The sequence below is a fragment of the Azospirillum sp. TSH20 genome, from assembly GCF_003115935.1.
Classification (GTDB): Bacteria; Pseudomonadota; Alphaproteobacteria; order Azospirillales; family Azospirillaceae; genus Azospirillum.
On record NZ_LGQU01000197.1, the window covers coordinates 1 to 1,708 of the forward strand.

General features: G+C 64.4%; 1 protein-coding gene. It reads left to right on the forward strand.

Features of this window, described 5'->3' with window-relative positions:
• Positions 1-1,172, forward strand: a 1,172-nt coding sequence (locus TSH20_RS33910; RefSeq protein WP_146207512.1) for a bifunctional diguanylate cyclase/phosphodiesterase, incomplete at its 5' end; no start/stop codon positions are given.
• Positions 1,173-1,708: the final 536 nt, after the last annotated feature.

Sequence of the window (1,708 nt, forward strand, 5' to 3'; positions counted from 1 at the left end):
CTTCAAATCGGAATGCCGGCCGGCTTGCGATCGGAACACTGGCCGCTTTGGCGTCGGAAACCGTGGCCGCTTTCAGTCGGAATCTGCACGTCGTCCTCGCAGACGGCATTTCCAGCGTTGCGGACGCCGTACAACTGGCGGAGCGAATCAAGACCGCCATTGGAGCGCCGCTGGCTTTGAACGGGCGCTCCTTCACCACTGGTGTCTCTATCGGGATCGCCCGCTTTCCCGAAGACGGGCGCGACACCTCCACCCTGCTCAAGAACGCGGACATGGCCATGTATGCGGCCAAAGCCGGCGGGCGCAACATCATGCGGCTGTTCACGTCCGACATGGCCCATGCGGTCGAGCGGCGGCTGGACATGGAACTCGCTCTGCGCCATGCCCTCGAACGCAACGAGTTCACGCTGGTCTACCAGCCGAAGCTTGCGCTTGCCACCGGGCGAATGTGCGGCGTCGAGGCCCTGGTGCGCTGGAACCATCCTGAACAGGGAGTGATCCCACCGGGAGACTTCATCCCGCTCGCCGAGGAAACCGGGTTCATCGAACCGCTCGGGAAATGGGTGCTCGAGGAGGCCTGCCGCGCCCTCGCTTCCTGGGATGCCGACAGCCTGGGGCCGCTGACCATCGCGGTCAATGTGGCCGCGGCCCAGGTGAACCGTGGCGATCTGGCCGCGGTCGTCGACCGGCTGGTCCGGCAGTACCACGTCGATCCGGGCTGCTTGGAGATCGAGGTGACCGAAACGGCGGTGATCGCCGACCATGCGCGGGCGCAGGCCACGCTCAACCGGCTGCGTTCGTTGGGCATCGCCGTGGCGCTGGACGATTTCGGCACCGGCTATTCCAGTCTGATTTATCTGCGCCGCCTGGACATTGACACGGTGAAGATCGACCGGTCTTTCGTGCAGCAGGCCTGTGAAGGCTCGCGCGACGGCGAGATTGTCCAGATGATCGTCCAAGCGGCGCGCACCTTGAAGCTGATGGTGGTTGCGGAAGGCGTTGAAACCGCCGAGCAGGCCACCTTCCTCAGAAAGCTGGGTTGCGACATGATCCAAGGCTATCTGGTCGCCCGGCCGATGCCCCTCGAACAACTGAAAGTCTGGCTCCTTGATCGCCAACGCTCGGAACGGCGTCACAGTCCGAGGCTGACACTGGTTCCTGTTGACCGCTAGGTTCCGTCAAGCTTCGCGCCACTCGTGACCCGCCGACGCGAAGGGGCCGGAGGGCGGACGCGGCGAGCTATCCGACGGCCAGCATGTCACGCAGAGCGTCGACCCGTAGGTTGACATCCAGAGACGTGGTAGAAAAATGCCCATGAAGGATTGGGCAGGCAGGCGGTGTTCAGCCAGACGGATGTGACCTCACTTCGTCCACGTGTTCGGCAGTCTGAGCGGTAACGAGGTTGGGCAATATCGATGGCGGTCTGAATGTCCGCCTCACGCTCCGCCCGCAGCAGGCCACCGATTGCGCCGTTCAGGGCGATGAGCATCACACCGGTCGTCAGAGCCCACCAGCGTCTCATATCCTCCGGCACCGCCCCAGTGTTGAACCGGAACGATGAGGCCGATCAGACGTCGCGCTGCAGTTGCGGGAGCCCACAGGGGCGGCAGTTGATCCGCCGCCGCCCTCGCGGGCGCACCGGTCGGGGTGCCGCGGGACGCCTGTTTACAGGACTTGGCTGTGCAGGGTCTTGGCCAAGAGCTTGGCC